The organism is Mesorhizobium sp. CA6 (assembly GCF_020165035.1).
Taxonomy (GTDB): domain Bacteria; phylum Pseudomonadota; class Alphaproteobacteria; order Rhizobiales; family Rhizobiaceae; genus Mesorhizobium.
Genome location: NZ_JAIUHI010000022.1, coordinates 1 through 18984 on the forward strand (window position 1 = coordinate 1; position 18984 = coordinate 18984).

The 18984-nt window shown below is 65.3% G+C and carries 18 protein-coding genes; 9 read left to right on the plus strand and 9 right to left on the minus strand.

The features are described from left to right. Positions 1 to 217 precede the first annotated feature (217 nt). Both LB526_RS25890 and leuD read right to left on the minus strand, forming a co-directional pair. Complete coding sequence (locus LB526_RS25890; RefSeq protein WP_224532489.1) at positions 218 to 1147, minus strand: hypothetical protein; 930 nt, start codon at positions 1145 to 1147, stop codon at positions 218 to 220. Positions 1148 to 1365: 218 nt separating this feature from the next. After that, positions 1366 to 1971 (minus strand): 3-isopropylmalate dehydratase small subunit, encoded by a 606-nt coding sequence (gene leuD / locus LB526_RS25895; protein ID WP_224532490.1) that lies wholly within the window; start codon positions 1969 to 1971, stop codon positions 1366 to 1368. A 188-nt stretch (positions 1972 to 2159) separates the two neighbouring features. Here leuD and LB526_RS25900 point away from each other — a divergent pair, with 188 nt between their 5' ends. The 4 genes from LB526_RS25900 to LB526_RS25915 all read left to right on the plus strand — a co-directional run bounded on the left by LB526_RS25900 (position 2160) and on the right by LB526_RS25915 (position 4222). Next, complete coding sequence (locus LB526_RS25900) at positions 2160 to 2585, plus strand: GNAT family N-acetyltransferase (protein WP_224630259.1); 426 nt, start codon at positions 2160 to 2162, stop codon at positions 2583 to 2585. Positions 2586 to 2922: 337 nt separating this feature from the next. Next, positions 2923 to 3243 carry an ArsR/SmtB family transcription factor gene (locus LB526_RS25905; RefSeq protein ID WP_095770025.1) on the plus strand — a complete coding sequence of 107 codons (321 nt, stop codon included), beginning with the start codon at positions 2923 to 2925 and terminating at the stop codon, positions 3241 to 3243. Next, on the plus strand, positions 3240 to 3689 hold the full coding sequence (locus LB526_RS25910; protein ID WP_224630260.1) for an SRPBCC family protein: 450 nt from the start codon (positions 3240 to 3242) through the stop codon (positions 3687 to 3689). Before LB526_RS25905 ends, LB526_RS25910 begins: the two co-directional genes overlap by 4 nt. Positions 3690 to 3733: 44 nt before the next feature. After that, the gene (locus tag LB526_RS25915) at positions 3734 to 4222 is read left to right on the plus strand and encodes an SRPBCC domain-containing protein (RefSeq protein WP_224630261.1); all 489 of its coding nucleotides are present in this window, start codon (positions 3734 to 3736) and stop codon (positions 4220 to 4222) included. 237 nt (positions 4223 to 4459) lie between these two features. Here LB526_RS25915 and LB526_RS25920 read toward each other — a convergent pair whose 3' ends face one another. Genes LB526_RS25920 through LB526_RS25930 form a run of 3 tightly spaced genes read right to left on the minus strand, consistent with a single transcriptional unit; the run spans position 4460 to position 7939 of the window. Then, on the minus strand, positions 4460 to 5626 hold the full coding sequence (locus LB526_RS25920) for an NAD(P)/FAD-dependent oxidoreductase (RefSeq protein ID WP_224630262.1): 1167 nt from the start codon (positions 5624 to 5626) through the stop codon (positions 4460 to 4462). 52 nt (positions 5627 to 5678) lie between these two features. Beyond that, complete coding sequence (locus tag LB526_RS25925; RefSeq protein WP_224630263.1) at positions 5679 to 7253, minus strand: sensor histidine kinase; 1575 nt, start codon at positions 7251 to 7253, stop codon at positions 5679 to 5681. Further along, positions 7241 to 7939 (minus strand): response regulator transcription factor, encoded by a 699-nt coding sequence (locus LB526_RS25930; RefSeq protein WP_224630264.1) that lies wholly within the window; start codon positions 7937 to 7939, stop codon positions 7241 to 7243. The genes LB526_RS25925 and LB526_RS25930 overlap by 13 nt, the downstream gene beginning before the upstream one ends. A gap of 572 nt (positions 7940 to 8511) precedes the next feature. Here LB526_RS25930 and LB526_RS25935 point away from each other — a divergent pair. Next, positions 8512 to 9393 carry an HpcH/HpaI aldolase/citrate lyase family protein gene (locus tag LB526_RS25935; protein ID WP_224630265.1) on the plus strand — a complete coding sequence of 294 codons (882 nt, stop codon included), beginning with the start codon at positions 8512 to 8514 and terminating at the stop codon, positions 9391 to 9393. 88 nt (positions 9394 to 9481) lie between these two features. After that, positions 9482 to 9688 carry a DUF1737 domain-containing protein gene (locus tag LB526_RS25940; RefSeq protein WP_224630266.1) on the plus strand — a complete coding sequence of 69 codons (207 nt, stop codon included), beginning with the start codon at positions 9482 to 9484 and terminating at the stop codon, positions 9686 to 9688. A gap of 246 nt (positions 9689 to 9934) precedes the next feature. Here the strand turns inward: LB526_RS25940 and LB526_RS25945 are convergent, their stop codons facing one another. After that, positions 9935 to 10372, minus strand: a complete 438-nt coding sequence (locus LB526_RS25945) for a metallopeptidase family protein (protein WP_095769832.1) — start codon at positions 10370 to 10372, stop codon at positions 9935 to 9937. Between the two features lie 184 nt (positions 10373 to 10556). Between LB526_RS25945 and LB526_RS25950 the strand changes: the two genes are divergently transcribed. From LB526_RS25950 to LB526_RS25960, 3 genes are read left to right on the plus strand one after another with little or no spacing between them, the layout of a single operon-like run. Then, on the plus strand, positions 10557 to 11627 hold the full coding sequence (locus tag LB526_RS25950; RefSeq protein WP_224532501.1) for an ImuA family protein: 1071 nt from the start codon (positions 10557 to 10559) through the stop codon (positions 11625 to 11627). After that, entirely contained in the window at positions 11569 to 13059 is a 1491-nt protein-coding gene (locus LB526_RS25955; protein ID WP_224630267.1) for a DUF6504 family protein, read from the plus strand. The genes LB526_RS25950 and LB526_RS25955 overlap by 59 nt, the downstream gene beginning before the upstream one ends. After that, positions 13056 to 16388, plus strand: coding sequence for an error-prone DNA polymerase (locus LB526_RS25960; protein WP_224630268.1), 3333 nt, complete (start codon positions 13056 to 13058; stop codon positions 16386 to 16388). The genes LB526_RS25955 and LB526_RS25960 overlap by 4 nt, the downstream gene beginning before the upstream one ends. A gap of 271 nt (positions 16389 to 16659) precedes the next feature. Here LB526_RS25960 and LB526_RS25965 read toward each other — a convergent pair whose 3' ends face one another. The 3 genes from LB526_RS25965 to trxA all read right to left on the minus strand — a co-directional run bounded on the left by LB526_RS25965 (position 16660) and on the right by trxA (position 18860). After that, positions 16660 to 16902, minus strand: coding sequence for a Trm112 family protein (locus LB526_RS25965; RefSeq protein ID WP_095769836.1), 243 nt, complete (start codon positions 16900 to 16902; stop codon positions 16660 to 16662). Positions 16903 to 16925: 23 nt separating this feature from the next. Next, on the minus strand, positions 16926 to 17597 hold the full coding sequence (locus tag LB526_RS25970) for an LON peptidase substrate-binding domain-containing protein (RefSeq protein ID WP_224630269.1): 672 nt from the start codon (positions 17595 to 17597) through the stop codon (positions 16926 to 16928). Between the two features lie 270 nt (positions 17598 to 17867). Continuing rightward, on the minus strand, positions 17868 to 18860 hold the full coding sequence (trxA, locus tag LB526_RS25975; RefSeq protein ID WP_224544353.1) for a thioredoxin: 993 nt from the start codon (positions 18858 to 18860) through the stop codon (positions 17868 to 17870). Between the last annotated feature and the right edge of the window lie 124 nt (positions 18861 to 18984).

An 18984-nucleotide genomic window follows, 5' to 3' on the forward strand; every position in this document is an offset into this window, starting at 1 on the left:
CGTCGCAAGGAAGCTCCTGGTCGTCCTCAACGCTATCATTCGCGACAAAACCGCATTCGCGTGAACACAGTTGCCATGCCGTGACGTCGAAGCGCCGCAGCGTTTCAGAATTCTGCACCGTTTGCACCCTACGGCAACCGTCACGGCATGGATTCTAGGGTCTGCGCTCCGCTACGCGTCGCTCCGCCCTAGAATGACGAAGGCACGGATGGTCGCCCTAGTTCCCCTGCGCGTCGTCATACGCCTTCTTGATGTCGTCCGGCCAATCCTTCATCGACGGCCAGGCCTGCGGCTCGCCATTGTCGCCGCGGCGGGCGAAATAGACTTTCTGCTTGGCCGGGTCGAGCGCCATGAAGCCGTCATTGCCGCCGCAGTCATGCGGCACGCAGCCGGTGGCGTAGAAGGCGCCGGACGCCGTCTCTTCGGTGCCGCCGCCGACCAGAAGGCTGGTCGCCATGTCGGGCATGTCGTTGCCCAGCAACGCCTGTCCGGCCTTGTAGACGGCCTCATTGTGGAAGGCATCGATGATGTTGTCCAATTTCGACGGGTCGACATCCTTCCAGCCGGTGCCGGGTTCGGGCGTGTAGGTCAGGGTGCCGGAGGTCGTCAGCCCTTCCGTGGGCGACCATTGCAGCGCCGGCTTGGACTCGCCCGGCAGCAGATAGGGCACGAAATAGATGGCGCTGTCGGAGACTGCTGCCGGCGGCGCGCCGCATTCGTCCTGCTCGACCGTGGTGGTCTGGATCTCGCCGTCCTTCGGCTTCCAGACGATGACCTTGGCCGGCCCGCATTGGTTGCCGCCGTCGCCGACATCGACCAGCGCCACGTTGACGTCGCCGATCTTGACGATCCTGTCGAAAAAGACGTCGTAATTGCTGGCCAACTGCTTGCCGTCATAGGCAAGCACCCTTTCGCTGTCCTGCTCCGGCTGCGTGATGGTGAGCTGCCCGCCCTCGAACGGGATCGGCGCCTGCTTGTCGTCATTCGACGCGGCCTGGTCGTTGCCCTGGTCGGCCGCGCCTTGATCGGCAGCCGGCTGGTCGGACGCGGCGGGCGCCGGCTGCGTGGCCGGCGCGGTGGTTTGCGCATTGGCGCCGATCGTGGCGAGAAGGATTGCCACCGAAGCAGCCAGAAGCGAGCGTGTCATGACTGTCCCTCCATTCAGCCGTCACGAACCCGGCCTGCGAAGGCCGGAGCCTATTGATTTAAAGCCATGCCGCCCAGAGACTGTTTCGAAATTCGCTCTGGCGAGTCATATGGTGGTGGTTTCGAGAACCGTAGCGCAGCGGACATTTGGTCCGTGAGCAACGGAAGCGCAGAAACCGCCATCAGATGGCCGCCGGAGTAGAATTTCCAAACGGTCTCTCAGGCCCAGGGGCGCTGCTCGGCATTCTTCTTCTCGAAGGACGCGATGGCGCCGGCCTTCTCCATGGTCAGCCCGATGTCGTCGAGGCCGTTCAAAAGGCAGTGGCGCTTGAAGTCGTCGAGGTCGAATTTGACCACGCCGCCATCCGGCCCGCGGATTTCCTTCGCCTCGAGGTCGATCGACAGCGTCGCGTTGGAGCCGCGCGAAGCGTCGTCCATCAGCTTGTCGAGGTCTTCCGGGCTGACCGTGATCGGCAGGATGCCGTTCTTGAAGCAGTTGTTGTAGAAGATGTCGGCGAACGAGGTCGAGATCACGCAGCGAATGCCGAAATCGAGTAGCGCCCAGGGCGCGTGCTCGCGGCTCGAGCCGCAGCCGAAATTGTCGCCGGCGACCAGGATCTGCGCCTTGCGGTAGGCCGGCTTGTTGAGCACGAAATCCGGATTCTCCGAGCCGTCCTCATTGTAGCGCATCTCGGCGAACAGCCCGGTGCCGAGCCCGGTGCGCTTGATCGTCTTCAGATAATCCTTGGGGATGATCATGTCGGTGTCGACATTGACGATCGGCATGGGCGCGGCGACGCCGGTGAGCTTGGTGAATTTATCCATGGTCCTTGCCCGTCTTCTTCGTGGCTTGCGGGGAATTTTGCCGGACGGTTTACACAAAGCCGGCGGCAAATGAAAGGCAACTGTTCGTGCGCGGGCCTTGGGCCATGTCGAGCATGGCATGCGCGCCGGAGCTGGAACACCTCAAAAAACGGCTTCGAAATCCTGGCCGGCTGGTGCAATCTGCGGCCATGGCCGATCCTTCAAAAGTCCTTTACGCCAGCGAGCCCACCCTCGACGTCGACGAATTCCGCCGTGTGCTGGTCGAATCCGGCCTCGGTGCAACACGGCCCGTCGACGATGAAGCGCGCCTGAAGACAATGCTCGGCAATGCCAATCTGGTGCTGACAGCGCGGCTCGACATCGTGGGCAAGCCGCTGATCGGCGTCGCGCGCGGCATCACCGATTTTTCCTGGGTCTGCTACATCTCCGAGCTCGCCGTCTCCAAGACGGCGCAAGGGCTCGGCGTCGGCAAGGGCCTGATGGACGAAGCACAGCGCCACCTTGGCCCTTCGGTCGCCATCAGCCTGATCTCGATGCCCAATGCCGTCGGCTTCTACGAGCGCATCGGCATGACGCGCATGACCGACGCGTTCTGGTTCTCCCGCAAGCGCTGACCTGAACCGCCACCGATATCGGAGCTGACTCCTGCCTGGAACCGGCAAGCCAGATCGACCCCCACTCCGTCGAGCTTCGCTCGACACCTCTCCCCCGATCGACGGGGGAGAGGAAGGACGCGAACTTCATTCAGCCTGGCTCCCTTCCTCTCCCTCCGGAGGGGGAGAGGTGGCGCTGCGAAGCAGCGACGGAGTGGGGGAAGGCGCTGCTCAAAATCGAAGCCGCCTCAAGACAGGCACAATCCGGGAAGCAAGAAAACTCAGGCAAGCAGCAATCAGGCTGCAGAATATTTTCGCTAGCGCTTGACATGCAACCAAATGGTTGCATATTAAAGTCATGAGCATGGATGCCGTCTTTCGCGCTTTGGCCGACCCGACCCGCCGGCAATTGCTGGACAGCCTCCATGCCCGGAACGGGCAGACGCTGAACGCGCTCTGCGAGCACATGGAGATGACGCGCCAGGCGGTGACCAAGCACCTGGCGATCCTCGAGGAGGCGAACCTCGTCACCACCATGCGCCGAGGCCGCGAGAAGGAGCACTACCTCAACCCCGTTCCGATCAACGAGATCGCCGAGCGCTGGATCGGCAAGTTCGAGCGGGGGCGGCTTGCCGCTCTCAGCGACCTGAAGCAACGCCTTGAAAGGGAAGAGCCGTGAGCGAGAACAGTTTTGTCTATGTCACCTACATCCGCACCACGCCTGAAAAACTCTGGCAGGCGCTGACTGACCCGGAATTCAACCGGCGGTTCTTCCTCAGCTCCTACCAGGAGAGCGACTGGAAGGTCGGCTCGAGCTGGAAGCTGGTCTTCCCCGACGGCCGCATCGCCGATTCCGGCGAGATCCTCGAGATCGACCCGCCGCGGCGTCTGGTGATCAAATGGCGCAACGAATGGATGCCCGAGGTGAAGGAGGACGGCTACACCCGCTGCACCTTCACCATCGAGCCCGACGGCGAATTGATGAAGCTTGCCATCACCCACGAGGCCGACGGCCCGCACAGGCTGATCCAGAACGTCTCCAAGGGCTGGCCGCTGGTGCTGGCGAGCCTCAAGAGCCTGCTCGAGACCGGCAAGGGTTTCGAGCGCCCGCCGTCGAAGGAGTAAAGTTCGTTTCGGACACGAGACAATTGCCGGCAGAGGTGGATTCGATGCTTCAATTATCCTTGCCGCAAGCCATGGCGAATGCGGACACGGTCATGGCCTCGGCCGAGCTTCCCGCCTCACCGGACGAAGTTGGCGCGGCGCTGGTAACCAGCGAGGTCGAGCGCTGGTGGGGTTCGCCCGAAACTTACCGCATGACCGGCTGGAACGCCGATCTGCGCGTCGGCGGAAGCTGGCGTGTCACGGTGCGAACCGCCGACGGCAGGCGCCTGCCCGCCGGCGGAGAGTTTCTCGAAATCGAAATGCCGCGCCGGATCGTGCAGACGCGGCGCTACGACTGGGACCATCCGGCGCTCGGCCGGCGCGAAACGACCCTCGCCTATCTGCTGGAGCCGATCGCCGGCGGCACGCGGCTCACCATCTGCCATGGCGGCTTCGCAGGTTTCCCGGACGCCGCCGCGGAACATGCCGAAGGCTGGGCGCGGGTGCTTGGGTGGCTGCAAACATATTTTAGTGACGGACGGCAGGCGGCTTAGTGCACCTTCTCCCCTTGTGGGGTGAGAAGCGGTCCGCGCAGTGGACGAAAAGCCAATTGCTTGGCTTGTCGAGCTTCGAACGCCCTGAGCCTGCGAAGGGCCGGGTGGTGGATCGGCGCGCAGCGCCGAGACGGATGAGGGGTGTTCCAGCGGAGTGAGACGCTGGCTTTCCCTGGAACACCCCTCATCCGTCGCCTTCGGCGACACGTTCTCCCACAAGGGGAGAAGGGGGAGCCCTCAAATCACGTTCAGCTCCCGGAACGCCCGTCCTTCTGCCACACGCTCATATCCAAATGCCGTACAGTCGATCGTCCGATACCCGCCATGCACGATGAGCTCGGCGATCGACTTCCCCACCGCCGGCGCCTGTTGCAGGCCGTGGCCGGAAAAGCCGTTGGCGAACAGGAAATTGTCGACCTCCGGATGCGGACCTATCACCGCATTCTGGTCGAGCGTGTTGTAGTCGTAATGCCCGACCCAGGCGCGCGTCGGCTTGATCGCCTCGAAGGCCGGGATGCGGGTGGCGAGCACCGGCCAGATCACCTCTTCGAACAGCGGCCAGTTAACCTCGAAATCCGTTGGATCGGGCGCATGATCGCCTTCCTCCGGCTCGGCGCCGCCGGTGATGTAGACCGAGCCTTCGGGCCGCACATAGATGCCGGACGGATCCACCAGCAGCGGCATGTCGGCGAATTTGTCGCGCGCTTCGAAGACGAAGACATTGCGCTTGCGCGGCTCGACCGGCAGCGCCAGCCCGGCCAAGGCGGCGACGTTGCCGGCATTCGGCCCGGCCGCGTTGATGACGATGCCGGCTTCCAGCGTCTCGCCATTGTCGAGGCTTACACTGGTGATGCGGTTGCCGTCCCGCGCGATGCCGGTGACGGAGGCGGTGATGAGATCGATCTTCTTGTCGCGCAGCGCCTTGCGGAACAACATCAGCATGGCATGCGCGTCGAACCAGCCTTCGCCGCTGCGGCCATAGGCGCCGGCGGCAATGCCTTCGGCCGATAGCCAGGAGAAACGCTGCGTCAGCTGGCCGGCATCCTCCAGCACAATGTCGGCGCCCTCGGCGACCTGCGTCTCGTGATTGGCCTTGAGGATCGGCAGCCCGGCCTCGCCGGCGAGGATGAGATAGCCGCCCTCGCGAAAGCCGATATCGGCGTCGGCGCCGAAGGTTTCCTTCAGCCGCCGGAACAGTTTCAGCGTGAACTGCGACAGGCGGATGTTTTCAGGAATCGAGAATTGCTGGCGGATCGAGGCGCAGGACAAGGTCGTCGCCGCATGCGAGAATTGCGGATCGCGCTCGATCAGCGCGATGGAACCGGTAAAGCCCTCCTCGCGCAAATAATAGGCGACCGAGGACCCGACGATGGCCCCGCCGATGATGACGATGTCGTAGCGCACGCTTTTGGTTCTCCGACTCCAGAGCATGATCCCGACGCTCGGGTTCGCACGCTCAAATCAATGCAGGAAGATCGATCTCGAAGCGCGTGCCGCGCTCGGAGTCAATCAGCCTGATCGTGCCATCATGCGCTTTCAGGAGGGCCAGCACGATGCCGAGCCCCATGCCGGTGCCGCCGGATTCGCGCCGCGTGGTGAAGAAGGGCTCGAAGATCCTGGCGCGGTTGGCGGCCGAGATGCCGTCGCCGTCGTCGCTGATCCGGACCGACGCGCGCTCGCCGTCGGCTGAAGCATGGATCGCCACCTGTCGGGCGCCATGTCGTGCCGAATTGTCGATGAGATTGGCGAGCACGATGCCGAGATTCTCGGCCGAGATGCCGAGCCTGATATCGCCGCCGCCTTCAAGCCGCGCTTCCAGCCTCGTGTCGATCGGCAAGGACGCCAACGCCGCATGAAGCGTGGTGCTTTCGCCGCTCGGCTCCAGATTTTCCGCGCGCGCCAGGTCGAGCAGGCGGCGCACCAGGAGATTGAGCCGCCCGGCATCGGTGACGATGTTGTTGGAGAAACGCCGCCGCTCGGCCTCGTCCATCGCGCCGCCGGAATCCCTCAGCAGCTCCGCCGCGCCCTGGATCGCCGTCAGCGGCGATTTCAGCTCATGCGAGACATGGGTGGCGAAGGTCTGGATGCTGTCGGAGCGCGCCTGCAGTTTTTGCGCCATGTCGAGGAACGCCGCCGACAGCGCCGCCATCTCGCGCGTGCCGTGATGGGCGAGCGGCCTGATTGCTTCGCGGTCGCCGGCGGCGATGCGTTTTGTCCGCTCGATCAGCGCGTAGATCGGCCGGCTGACGGTGCGGATGAACACCAGCGCGATCAGCAGCGTGCCGCCGAGGATGGCGATCGCCGCCAACGTCACCTTGCCGCGCTCGCCATAGAGGTGCTTGACGATGTTGTTCGGCGTTCGCGACAGATAGACCACGCCCGCGACCCGGCCGTCGAGCTCGACCGGCAGGGCGACGAAGACGCGCACCCTGGTGCCGCGGCTCACTGAGTAGAGCGGCGGCGGCGGCTGGTCGGGAATGCGCAGCCTGAGCGCGCTGGCATAGGCGCCTGAAAGCGCGGCCCGCACCTCTTCGATCTCGCCAAGCGACTGGCCGACCTCGTCGCCGCCGGCGATCACCACGCCGCGCGGGTCGAGCAGGCGGAAGCCGGCAAGCGTCGTTTTCTGCGTCTCGTCGAGAATGCCGTCGAGCCGCGCGCCTATTGCCGCGAAGGCCGGATCGGCGGTGGCGGGAAGCGCCGCCGGGCGCGTCGGCATGACATCGTCCGAGGCAAGGTCGAGGCGCGGCTCGATCGGATCATAGGGATAGTTGTTGTCCCTTGCCGGATCGGCCGAGATCGGCGACCCCAGTTTTTCCTGGGGAATGCCTGCGGCGCGCACCTCCTGGGCATAGACGGCGGCGACGACCGCGCCTTGCGCGATGAGCTCGCCTTCGGTCTGGCGGATGAGCTGGTTCTCGTAGAGCCGGAAGAAGAACAGCCCGACCAGCGGCAGCGCCATCACCAGGATGAGGATGACGACGACGACAGTGGCAAGCCTGGGCCGCCACTTCTCCTTGCTCAACCACCGCATCGACCGAGCCGGAAGCCGACGCCATGCACCGTCGCGATCGCGTCGAGACAGCCGACCGCCGCCAGCTTGGCCCTCACGTTGCGGATATGGCTGTCGACCGTGCGTTCCGAGACATGGATGTTGGAGGCATAGGCATTGGCCATCACCGCCTCGCGGCCAAGCACATGAAGCGGGCGGGCGAGGAAGCCCTTCAAAATAGCGAACTCGATCGCCGTCAAGGTGAGCGGCTTGCCGTCGAAGCTGGCTTCATGGCTTGCCGGGACGAGCATGAGCTTGCCATGCACGAATTGACGGTCGTCGGCTTCTTCTTCGACCGGCGCCGGACGCGCGCGCCGCAGGATGACGTTGACGCGGGCGACCAGCTCGCGCGGGCTGAACGGTTTCGTCACATAATCGTCGCCGCCCATCTCCAGCCCGAGCACCCGGTCGATCTCCTCGTCGCGCGCGGACAAAAACAGCACCGGCACGTCGGACTTCTGCCGCAACCTGCGGCAGACCTCCAGCCCGTCCATCTCCGGCATGCCGATATCGAGCACGATGAGATCGGGCGCGCGGCGCTCGACCGCTTGCAGCGCCGCTGCGCCGTCGGCGACGGCGGCCGTCTTCATGCCGGCCTTTTCCAGCGCGAAGCAGATGATCTCGCGGATATGCGGGTCGTCGTCGGCGACGAGGATGTTGTGCGGCATGAAATCAGCGGCCCGGCGCGTAAGATAGGATGACGGCAGGATTAGAGCAATTCCAGGGAAAAGTGCGAAATTGTTTTCGGTCCGGAGTGGAGCGGCCTCGGGGCGAAAAGCAGGATACCCGCCCCATGGCATGGTCTTTGCGGCTCGACGAGCCACCAGCCTTCAGTGCGGAGCCGGCGCGGCAGCGACCAGCGGGATGTATGAGGTGTTCGCATGATGCCGGTTTCGCCGGCCGGTGCGGTAAGTGCGCGGCGGAATCCCGGAGCTTTTCAGCAAGGGTTTGCAGATTTGGTGCAGGCAGGTCGCCTTTTCGGCGGGATAATCGCGTAGGGCGCTCCCCCTCTCCGTCTCGGCTTCGCCGAGTCACCTCTCTCCCGCCTCTGGCGGGGGCGAGGAACCCAGGCCTGCGAAGGTCGCGCGCCCTCGGCGATTAGCGTTTCCTCGCCCCACAAAGTGGGGGAGAGGTGGCTCGGCGCGCAGCGCCGAGACGGAGCGGGGGCTGGCGCCGCCATATGCGATTGTCCTGTCCCCTCCGCCTTGCCTCGCCCGCCATCACCCGGCATAGATCGGCGATGGCTCAAGAACCCTACCGCCCGCGCCGCTCTGTGCTTTACATTCCCGCCTCCAACGACAAGGCGTTTGCCAAGCTCGGCTCCCTGGCCTGCGACGCCGTCATCATCGATCTCGAGGACGCCGTCCTGCCCGCCGGCAAAAAAGCGGCGCGCGACAAGATTGCCGGCATCCTGGCTGCGCGCCCCGAACGGCGCTGCGAGATGGTGGTGCGCATCAATCCTTTGGCCAGCGAATGGGGCACTGATGACCTATTGGCAGTGGCCAAGGCCGAGCCCGACGGCATTCTTCTGCCCAAGATCGCCACGCCGCGCGACATCCTCGAGGCCGGCGACCTGCTCGACGACAATTTCGCGCCGGACAGCGTGAAACTATGGGCGATGGTCGAGACGCCCAAGGCGCTGCTCAACATCGGCGCCATCGCCGAACTCGGCCGCGATCCGGCTTCGAGGCTGGCTTGTTTCGTGACCGGAACGAATGACCTGGTGAAGGCGACCGGCATCCTGGCGACGCCCGACCGGCGCTATCTGATGCCGTGGCTGATGCAGCTGGTGCTTGCGGCGCGGGCCGGCGGTCTCGACGTCATAGATGGCGTTGCCAATGATTTTTGCGATCTCGACGCTTTTGCCCCCGAATGCGCCGACGGGGCGGCCATGGGTTTCGACGGCAAGTCGCTGATCCATCCCGCCCAGATCGAGCCGGCGAACCGCGCTTTTTCGCCGTCGCCCGAGAGGCTGGCTGCGGCCCGGGCGATCCGGGAGGCGTTCGCGCGGCCCGAGAATGCCGGCAAGGGCGTGATTGCGCTGGACGGCCGCATGGTCGAACGGCTGCATCTGGCGGAAGCCGAGAAACTTCTGGCGAAGGCCGCGATCATCGGCGCATGATGTCGGACGAAACACGATTTTTCAGCCCGGCTTTTCGCCCAATCACGACAAATTAGTTACGACAGATTAGGCACGACAGGATCAATCCATGAAACTCTACCGCTTCCTCACCGGCCCGGACGACGCCACCTTCTGCCACAAGGTGACGGCAGCCCTGAACAAGGGCTGGCACCTGTTCGGCTCGCCGACCTATGCCTTTGACCAGCAGACGAAGTCGATGCGCTGCGGCCAGGCCGTGGTGAAGGACGTCGAAGGCCAGGACTACACAGCCGACACCAAGCTCAGCGACTGGTAGGAGGGCAGCAGGCTCTCTCATTCGTCATCCTAGGGCGTAGCGACGCGAAGCGGAGCGCAGACCCTAGGATCCATTCCGTTCCCTCTGCCGAAGGGCGCGGCGGGCCAGAATATAGGGAAATTGCGGTGTCGGGCGGCAGGCGTTCCGTTCTGCACCGCGGCTTGGTGTTGATGGAATGGCATGGATCCTAGGGTCTACGCGCGTCGCTTCGCTCCTTGCTTCGCCCTAGGATGACGAGGTGCGTGCTCAGCCTGCCGCCGCCTGCTCCGCCGCCTCCTCGATCCGCTCCATGTCGTCGTCCGACAGGCCGAAATGGTGGCCGATCTCATGGATCAGCACGTGGGTGACGATGTCGCCCATCGTCTCTTCATTCTCGGCCCAGTAGTCGAGGATGGCGCGGCGGTAGAGCGTGATGCGGTTTGGACCTTCGCCGGTCTGCGGGTTCCAGCGCTCGGCGATGCCGCGCCCCTCGAACAGACCGAGCAGGTCGAAGGGCGTCTCCAGCGACAGATCGTCCATGATCTCGTCGGTCGGGAACTCGGCGATCTGGATGATGATCTCGCCGGTGAGCTTGCGGAACTCGTCCGGCAGATGGGCATAGGCCTCCAGCGCCAGAAGCTCCATCTCGTCCATCGACGGCGAGAGCTGGTCGTGCCAGGTGCGGGTCTTGTAGATGCGGGCCATGAAATGTCCTTTAATCCCGGCATATAGGCTTTCACGCCGATTGAGGCAAATGGACCGGCTGGGGTGTTCGCTTTCAAGGTAAAAGACGAAGGAATAAATTCCTTGCGACTCTGCTTGACTCTTCCGGGCGCCTCTGGAATCTATAGGAACATAACAGGAACAACTGCTGCTGGAAGTGAACGTCATGGCGATGAGCGCCGTGGCGCGGGACACTGTTTTTGCCCTGCGCCGCCAGATCGCGAAGATCGAGGGAACGCTGCCCGAGCGCCTGCAGGCGCCCTCGGGGTGCGCGCCCGAAGCAATTCCAGGAAAAGTGCGAAGCAGTTTTCCCTCCGGAATGGCGCAAAACCAAACATCCAGCGATGCCGCCGGGCCGGACATGACGATTGTCCGGCGCGGCCTTGCCGTGGCTTCGGCGGATGCCTTCCTGCACACCGGCATCGATAGGCTCGATGCAGCGCTTGGCGGCGGCCTGCCCAAGGCGGCGCTCAGCGAAATCCATGGCCTGGAGACCCGCGATGCCGGCGCCGTTGCCGGCTTCGCGCTCTCGCTCGTAAGCCTGGTCCTCAGGGAGAAGCAGGGTCTGCCGATCCTCTGGGTCGGCACGGCGGAAATCTTCCACGAGGCCGGCATGCCCTATGCCAGGGGCCTTCATGCCCTGTTCGGCATCGAGCCGGGGCAATTGCTGTTTTCCGAGGCGCCGAAGCTGCTCGACGCGCTGTGGATTGCCGAGGAGGCCGCCCGCATGACGGCCTTTGCCGCGGTCATCCTCGAGATCCGCGGCAGTCCGCGGCTTCTCGACCTCACCGCCACGCGCCGGCTGCATGCGCGGGCCCGGAGCGCCGGCCGCCCGCTGCTGTTGCTGCGCCAGGCCGGCGAGGCCGATCCCACCGCCGCTCCGGTGCGCCTCATCGTTTCGGCGGCGCCCGCGGCAAGCCGCGAGACCCTCGCCGGGCCGCTCGCCGGCTCGATCGGCCGCCCGGCCTTCAAAGTCGATATCGGCAAGAGCCGCACGGCCCTGCCTGGACAGTTCACACTGGAGTGGAACCCCGATGAGCACGCTTTTGCAGAAAGAACAGAGAATTCTGTCGCTGTGGTTCCCGCATCTGGCCGCGGAGCGGATCCTGCGCCAGCGTCTGGGGCGGTCCTGGCGTTCCCGGCCCTCGCATCGCCTGCCGTCGCCTCAGCCGCCGCTGGTGATCAGCCATCGCGACAACAACACCCAGCGCATCGCAGCCCTCGACGAGCGGGCTGAGGCGCTCAGATTGAAGCGCGGCATGGGCATCGCCGATGCGCGCGCCATGCATCCCTCGATCGATGTGGTCGAGGCAGACCCGGAAGCCGACCGCCGCCTGCTCGAAGGCCTTGCCGACTGGTGCGACCGCTACACGCCGCTGGTGGCGATCGACGGCGAGGACGGGCTGTTCCTCGACGTTACCGGCTGCACGCATCTGTTCGGCGGCGAGCGCGCCATGCAGGACGAGATCCTCGCCCGCTTCTTCCAGCAGGGCTTCGATGTCCGCGCCGGGCTGGCCTCGACGCCGGGCGCCGCTTGGGCGGCGGCGCGCTTCCATGGCGATCGCATCCTAGCCGGCGGCGAGGAGGAGGCGCTGCTTTCGCCGCTGCCCTTGTCGGCGCTGCGCATCGCGCCGGAAACCCGCGCCAGCCTGGAAAGTGTGGGCCTGCGCACCGCCGGCGCGGTGATGGCAGCACCGCGCGCGCCGCTCGCCCGCCGTTTCGGCGCCACCTTGCTTCTGCGCCTCGACCAGGCGCTCGGCCGCCTCGACGAAGCCGTGTCGCCGCGCCTTCCCGTCGCGCCGCTCTCGGTCGAGCGCCATCTTGCCGAGCCGGTCGTGCTCACCGACGACATCGAGCGGCTGGTGAGCCGGCTGGCGATCGCCTTGAAGACCGACCTCGAACGCCGCGGCGAGGGCGCAAGGACGCTGGCGCTGCTTCTCTTCCGCGTCGATGGCGCCGTCAACCGCATCGCCGTCGGCACCTCGCGCCCGATGCGCGAGCCGCGGCTGATCCAAAGACTGTTCCATGAGCGGCTCACCGCGCTGGAGCAGAGCATCGACGCCGGCTTCGGCTTCGATCTCGTGCGGCTGTCCGTGCTGTCGGTCGCGGCCTTCGACCTGGTTCAGGGCGACCTCACCGGCGAGACGGACGACGATGACGCCGACATCGCGCTCTTTGCCGACCGCGTCCGCGCCCGTCTCGGCGAAGCCGCCGTGCTGAAGCCGGTGGTCGTCGAAAGCCATCTGCCGGAACGCGCCGTCAAAACCGTGCCTTTCGCCGAAGCGCCGCAAGGACGCGCCCCGGCGGCCGGCCGGACGCCGCCGCCCCGAACAGCGCCACCGATGACCGTTTATCCGCCGGAGCGGCCGGTGCGCCTGTTCCGCTCGCCCGAGCCGATCGAGGTGCCGGCGACCGAGATCCCGGAGGGACCGCCGATGAATTTCCGCTGGCGGCGCGCGCTCTATCGTGTCGCCCGCGCCGAGGGGCCGGAGCGCATCGCCGCCGAATGGTGGCGCCAGCTGCCCGGCGAGGAAGAGGCGCCGACCCGCGACTATTACCGCATCGAGGACAGCGAGGGGCGCCGCTACTGGCTCTACCGCCAGGGCCTCTACAGCAGCGCCGCGCAGGCCGCGCCGCCGCGCTGGTTCATGCATGGGGTGTTCGCATGAATGCGCTGACCGTCATCCCCTATGCCGAGTTCGGCATAAGCTCGAATTTCTCCTTCCTGCGCGGCGCTTCGAAACCCGAGGAGCTGGTGGTGACGGCGAAGTTCTACGGTTTTGCCTCGATCGGCCTTGCCGACCGCAACACGGTCGCCGGCGTCGTGCGCGCCTGGCAACAGGCCAGGGTGGAAAAGCTCGCCTACCATCCCGGCTGCCGCCTGGTATTTGGCGACGGCACGCCGGACATCCTCGCCTATCCCCGCGACCGCCAGGGCTGGGGGCATCTCTGCCGCATGCTCACGCAAGCCAATCTGCGCGACGAGAACGAGAAGGGCGCGACGCTGCTCCAGTTGAGCGACCTGCTCGAATGGGGCGATCGGATGTCGCTGGCGATCCTGCCCGATTTGTCGGCAGGCGCGCAAGGCAACCTGGCATTCATTAGCCGGTTTAAGGATCGCTTCGGCGCAGCGCTCCGGCTGGCCGTGGCGCCGGATTATGCCGGCAACGACCGTTTCCGCATCGAGCAGGCTTCCGCGATGGCCGAGCATGCCCGCGTCCCGCTGATGGCGACCAACGACGTGCTCTACCATGCCGCCGATCGCCGGCCGCTGCAGGACGTGCTGACCGCAATCCGCCTCAACACGCCGGTTTCCGAGGTCGGGCTGGAGCTGATGGCCAATGCCGAGCGCCACCTGAAGCCGCCGCCGGAGATGGCGCGGCTTTTCCGCCGCCACCCGCAGGCGTTGGCCGAGACACTGCGCTTCGCCGACGAGCTCGCCTTCTCGCTCAGCGACCTCGAATACAATTATCCGGACGAGCCGACCGAATCCGGGCTTGGACCGCAGGCCGAGCTCGAACGGTTGGCGCGGGAAGGCGCGGCCGTTCGCTATCCGGCCGGCGTTCCCGAGGATGTGCTGAAACGCATCGACAGCGAGCTCGTCTTGATCGAGCGCCTGAACTATGCCCGCTATTTCCTCACCGTCCATGACATCGTCAAATTCGCCCGCAGCCAGGGCATCCTTTGCCAGGGCCGCGGTTCGGCCGCCAATTCGATCATCTGCTTCTGCATCGGCATCACCGAGGTCGGACCCGAGCGCATCGACACCTTGTTCGAACGTTTCATCTCGGAGGAACGCAACGAGCCGCCCGACATCGACGTCGACTTCGAGCATGAGCGGCGCGAAGAGGTCATTCAGTACATCTATACGAAATACAGCGCCAAGCGCACCGCCTTGGCCGCCGCCGTCATCAGCTATCGCGGCCGCTCGGCCCTGCGCGAGGTGGCCAAGGCCATGGGCTTGTCGGAGGATGTCCGCAGCGCGCTCTCCAGCACCATCTGGGGCTGGTCGACCTCCGAGCTCGGCGAAAGGGAAGCCAATGCCGGCGGCCTCGACCGCACCGATCCGCTGTCACGTCAGGTGCTGGAACGCGCCAACGAGATCATGGGCTTTCCCCGCCATCTTTCCCAGCATGTCGGCGGCTTCGTTATCACCCGCGACCGGCTCGACGAGGTCGTGCCCATCGTCAAGACGGCGATGGAGGAGCGCAAGATGGTCGAGTGGGACAAGGACGATCTCGATGCTGTGAAGATCCTCAAGGTGGACGTGCTGGCGCTCGGCATGCTGACCTGCCTGAAGCGCGCCTTCACCTTGCTCACCGATCATTATCCGCGGGCGCGGGATCCGTTTGGACAGCCTTATGTGCTCGCGACCCTTCCCGAAGAGGATAGGCGCGTTTACGCCATGATCCAAAGAGCCGACACGCTCGGCGTCTTCCAGATCGAGTCGCGCGCGCAGATGTCGATGCTGCCGCGCCTCAAGCCGGCAAATTTCTACGACCTCGTCATCGAGGTGGCGATCGTGCGCCCCGGCCCGATCCAGGGCGACATGGTGCATCCCTATCTGCGCCGGCGGCAGGGCAAGGAGAAGGCCGAATACCCCAAGCCTGAGTTGGAAGAGATTCTCGGCAAGACCCTTGGAGTGCCTTTGTTCCAGGAGCAGGCGATGAAGATCGCCATCGTCGCCGGCGGCTTCAAGCCGGGTGAGGCAGACGAGTTGCGCCGCGCCATGGCGACCTTCAAACGCACCGGCACGATAGGAAACTATGAAACGCGAATGGTCGAGGGAATGGTCAAGAAGGGCTATCCTAGAGAGTTCGCCGAGCGCTGCTTCAAGCAGATCGAAGGCTTTGGCGAATATGGCTTTCCCGAAAGCCACGCCGCCTCCTTCGCGCTGCTTGTCTACGCCTCCTGCTGGTTCAAGACCTTCTATCCGGACGTGTTCTGCGCCGCGATCCTGAATTCCCAGCCGATGGGTTTTTACCAGCCGGCCCAGCTCGTGCGCGATGCGCGCGACCATGGTGTCGAGGTGCGCGAGGTCGACATCAACCATTCCGTCTGGGACTGCACGCTGGAGGAAACCGCCTTCGATCCGTCCCGCATTCTCGAGCGCCACGCCTCGATGCGCGGCGTTATCGAGACGGCTCACGCCGTCCGCCTCGGCTTCCGCCAGATCAAGGGCCTATCCGAAGAGCGCATGGATATAGTCGTTGCCCGCCGCGGCGACGGCTATCGCTCGGTCAGGGACGTCTGGCTGCGTTCGGGCCTCGATGTCGGCGAGATCGAAAGATTGGCGCAAGCGGACGCCTTCCGCTCGATCGGCCTCGACCGCCGTGCCGCGCTCTGGGAAGTCCGCGCCCTTGACGGCAAGAGCGCCGCCGAGAAACTGCCGTTGTTCGACCAGCCCTCGCTTCGCCTGCGCGAGCTGGAGCCGGAAACGAAACTGCCGAAAATGCCGCTCGGCGAGCATGTCGTGCACGACTACCGCTCGCTCGGCCTGTCGCTGAAGGAGCATCCCGTCGCCTTCCTGCGCGAACGGCTGGATCGCGCCGGCGTCACCCCCAACGCCCGCCTGCCGTCTGTGCGCGACGGCCGTCGCGTCTCCGTCGCCGGGCTGGTGCTGGTGCGCCAGCGTCCGGGCAAGGGCAATGCCATTTTCCTCACGCTGGAAGACGAAAAGTCGATCGCCAACGTCATCATCTGGCCACGCGTCTTCGACCGCTTCCGCCCGGTGGTCATGGGCGCGCGCTTCATCCGCGTCACCGGCAAGCTGCAGCATGAATCGGACGTCATCCACATCGTCGCCGACCGGGTCGAGGATTTGACGTCCTGGCTGGGCGTGCTGCTGGAGTCCGCCAACCGACCGGTCATCGAGCATAATCCCGCCGAACGGCCGGTTGGAGCCGCCGCAAACCGCGGCCGGCCTGTCCATCAGGAGATCGAGGCCCTGTCGGGTGCCGCGCAACAAGTCATGCCGAAAGGGCGGAATTTTCAGTAGAACGATACGGGAAGCAGACGTCCGACTGCGTGTGCCGTCACGATGCACAACTTTGATGTCGGCGGGACAGCGCCCCCCCTCTGTCCTACCGGACATCTCCCCCTCAAGGGGGGAGATCAGACGTCACGCCGGCTTTTCGCTAATCTCCTACACTGCAGAATGGACGGGAGGCCCAAGCTGCCAATCTCCCCCTAGAGGGGGAGATGGCCGGCAGGCCAGAGGGGGGCGCGAAGGATCGCCTACCTACGTCACTGTACCAAGCACAGCCCACTCACGAAGCCCCGCCGAGCCGCGGCGGTGGGGTTAGCATGTCCTCGGCCGAGATCGTGCGCGCCTCCGAGGGCAGCATGATCGGGATGCCGTCGCGCACCGGATAGGCGAGCTTCGCCACGCGCGAGACCAGCTCGTTGCGCTCGGGGTCCCAGGTTAGCGGTCCTTTGGTCAGCGGGCAGGCGAGCAGCTCCAGCAGCTTCGGGTCGACCGTGGCTTTTCGTCCGTCCCGTCCGTCCGCCATGAACTCATCCCCGTGCCGGCAAGCTATTGTAGACTCGAGCCAAACTCATCATCCTCGCGCGCCAGCGTCATTTCGGTGATGGCGATCAGTGTTTCGGCGCGCGTCTTCAGGTCCGGCGCTTCCAGCAGCGCCTGCTTCTCGGCCGGCCCGTAGGGCGCCATCATCGACAGCGCGTTGACCAGCATGCCGTTTTCGGCGCGGCTGACGCTTTCCCAGTCGGCCTCGAGGTCGTTGGCCTGCAGATAGGAACGAAAAGCCTTGAGCAGCGCCGGCCGGTCGACGTCGGCGCCGGCCGGGTCTTCCTCGAGGTCGGCGAGAAACGGCGCGATCTTGCACTGCCGGAACGGCGCCTTTGCCGTAAGTTCCTGCACAACGCGAAACCGGCACACGCCCTGCAGCGAGATCAAATAGCGCCCGTCGCCCGTCTCGGCGAGCGAGATGATGCGCCCGGCGCAGCCGACGCTGCACAGTTCAGGCTCGCCGTCGTCGCGCAATGCGCCGTCGAGGCTGGGCTGGATCATGCCGATCAGCCGCGAGCCGGCCATCGCCAGATCGATCATCTGCAGATAGCGCGGCTCGAAAACGTTGAGCGGCATGCGGCCGCCCGGCAGAAGCAGCGCGCCGGCGAGCGGGAAAACCGGGATTGCCGCCGGCAGATCCTTGGCAAGCCTGTAAAGTGCGTTACCGACGCGCACCGCGACCCTCCCAAAGCAACGCCGGCAAGCGTATCAAGCTGCAATCTCCTCTCGCACCGGCGAATTCGTCACGATCGGCATCCGGCCCGCCCTTATCTGGCGCTGATGTCCCGCTGCGCAAGCCTGCCGGCCGCGACAGCCGGCAAAAAATTCACGGCAATTCCGGGAAAGTATCAGTTGGGGTCGGCAAATTCGCCGCAGCTTTCCGTCCGGAATTGCGCAAACCGAACTTAAAGCGGTTCGGCGGCTCTGTGAATCGCCGAAACCGTCCTACGAGAACAGCAGCGACGAGAGCTTGCGGCGTGCCGCGAGCGTCGCCTCGTCGGTCATTCCCCAGGCTTCGAACAGCTTCAACAGCTGCGCCCTGGCGCCGTCGTCGTTCCAGGTCCGGTCGGCCTTGACGATCGCCAGCAAATTGTCGGCGGCCGCGTCGCGCTCGCCGCGCGCGTTCTGGATCATCGCCAGATCGAAGCGCGCCTGATGGTCGGCGGGGTTGGCGGCGAGCCGGCGCTCGAGCTCGTCCGGATTGCCGAGCGCGGCCGCTTCCGCGGCAAGCGTCATCTTGGCGCGCAGCGCCGCCAGCGCCGGCGCGTCCTTCTTGTCCTCGGGCGCTCGCGCCAGCACGGCCTCGGCACCTTCCACGTCCCCGGCATCGTACAGGATCTCGCCCAGGCCTGCGACCGCCTCGATCGTCTCCGGCGCCTGCTCGAGGACCGCGTCGTAAATGTCGGCCGCAGTCTGGACGTCGCCGGCCGTGCGCGCCTCGGCCGCCGCCGCAAGCGCGTCGGCGATCTGCGGCACGCCGCCGCCCTTGCCGCCGACCTTCTCGATGAATTGGGCGACCTGGCTTTCCGGAACCGCGCCCATGAACCCGTCGACGGGCTGGCCATCCTTGAAGGCGATGACCGCGGGAATCGACTGGATGCCGAGCTGGCCGGCGATCGAGGGGTGATCGTCGATGTTCATCTTGACCAGCTTGACCTTGCCGCCGGCGTTCTTCACCGCCTTTTCGAGCTGCGGCGTCAGCTGCTTGCAAGGCCCGCACCATGGCGCCCAGAAGTCGACCAGCACCGGCTGGCGGCGCGATTCCTGGATGACGTCGGCGGCGAAAGTCGCGGTTGTGGTGTCCTTGATCAGGTCGGCCGCCGCCGGCCCGTCGCCGAGCGAAACCTTGGCGCGGTCGCCGCCGCCATATTGCACCGTCTGGGCATACTGGCCGCCATTGCCGCCAAACGCGCCGCTATACGGATTGTTGTCACTCATCTTGTCGCCCTTTCGGTCACGCTCTCAGGCGTCGGCGCCCGGCGCGTCATTGTCGGATTTCGCAACCGCCTTCCATGTGGCGATCAGCCCCCGAGTTTCAAGGCAATAAGGCCTTCAAGGCAAG